The organism is Endozoicomonas sp. SESOKO4, assembly GCF_024606275.1.
This window is the reverse complement of record NZ_JAHHPS010000009.1, coordinates 1-1,538: the sequence shown is the minus strand read 5'-3', so window position 1 is coordinate 1,538 and position 1,538 is coordinate 1. Positions and strand designations below refer to the sequence as shown.

The following is a 1,538-nucleotide window of genomic DNA, read 5'->3' as shown; positions in this document are numbered from 1 at the left end:
GTATGTCCCATTTTATCCCTGTGCGACAGAAAGCCCGTCCAGCCACGCGGTCTCCCGTTATATGGCAAACAGTGACATCAGAAGAGGGTCTCAAAGGAGTGGCCAATCTTGAGGCTTACACATACTTTTGCTCCCCCATAGAGCCTTACGAAGCGTTTATCTTGGGATCATTGGCAGGGGAGGGACCTGATAAGTATTGTAGATACATAGGTACCAGTGGAAAAAGTGGCTACGTCGCTACTAATCAGGATGGCACTATTGGTTCTTACCTGAGACCTGTGATTGGTGGTTATATTCGCTGGCAGGCTTTTGAGGGTGATCTGCCAGAAAAGGCTATTATTGCCGGTTACAGCTATTCAAACTCTGGCAAAAAAATAATCAAAGTGCCGCAATATTTTTGTCGTTTTAAGAATAACGGTTACGAAACCTACGGCAAGTATTTTGGGAAGGACAAGGTCTGTAAAGCGTCATTTGCAACGCCCTGCGGAGACTCTCACGCTTTAGTTGATTCAAAGGACTTTGAAATTCTGGTCAGGTAATGACGGGCGAGTCAAAAGGGTTGTGTTGGTGTGGGAGTCAATTGTTGTTATTCAGGCATTGGTATGGCCCGTCCTGACTCATTTGCATGAGATTAAACGTGCTAATGAACTGCTCTACGCTCATTTCGATGATGCCGGTATTGGCAGGGCTTCTTTCAGAAGTAGACTTGGGTTTTCCAATAGAGGTTATTTTCTTGTCCATGTCAATCACCCCCAGATTAGCTTGATTAAGCAGGTAATTTATTTGAGGCTCCGTCATGGTATAACTGACTCCGTAGCCAGATCGGCCGCGTTTGTTCGTCATGACTTCAAATATTGCGTTATCTCTTATGGAAAGATGCTGTTTATGTCTAATAATGGTAATGATATTTTCAACCGCAGCAGACTTACCTTGAGGGTCGCGAATATAAACAATATCTTTTTCTTTGTCATAACCAATCAGGCTATAGGCGTGCTTGGTTTTGATTCCTGAAAATGGCCTTAGCCCCAAGCGGGCTGAATAGGATGGGTTGATAGAAACAGTTGCTACTTTTTCATTATCAATAAAAGAGTTGAGTCGTTCCTTCAGTCGCTCTTGAGTCAGTGATTGCGGGTTGATGAGGTTGTTATGCGACCCCATTAGAATAGGGAAAGCATCTGTTTCATAGACTCCCTTCAGTTCCGAATATAGATGATATTTGTATTGTGCCTTGTAATCATGTCGTCTTCTATTAATGAAGCGTTTCGACTGTTGAGCGTATGCGGCTTCCAGCATAGCCAGCCAGAGACCACCATCCCGTGTTTTAGCAAAGTATGGGTGGTGCTCAATCTCTCTGAATTGAATCAGGATGCCCGTAGTAATGCCTTGAAAAAGAATACCAAATGTCTGCTCATCAATGGTATAGAAGTAATTGAATATCAACCTTTTTCCGGTTTCAGAACTGGCTATTGAGGCCAGCGAAGCGATCAGAGTGCAATCTGGAAAACGCTTCTGCAGGAGGTTATCCGGAGTGATGCTGG

At 44.0% G+C, this 1,538-nt stretch carries 2 protein-coding genes; one reads left to right on the top strand and one right to left on the bottom strand.

The genetic code is table 11. The features are described from left to right. Nucleotides 1–539, top strand: a 539-nt coding sequence (locus tag KDK16_RS00125; protein WP_257274151.1) for a hypothetical protein, incomplete at its 5' end; no start/stop codon positions are given. A gap of 37 nt (nt 540–576) precedes the next feature. On the opposite strand, the gene KDK16_RS00120 is transcribed toward KDK16_RS00125, so the two are convergent. Beyond that, nucleotides 577–1,538, bottom strand: a 962-nt coding sequence (locus tag KDK16_RS00120; RefSeq protein WP_257274150.1) for a C2 family cysteine protease, incomplete at its 5' end; no start/stop codon positions are given.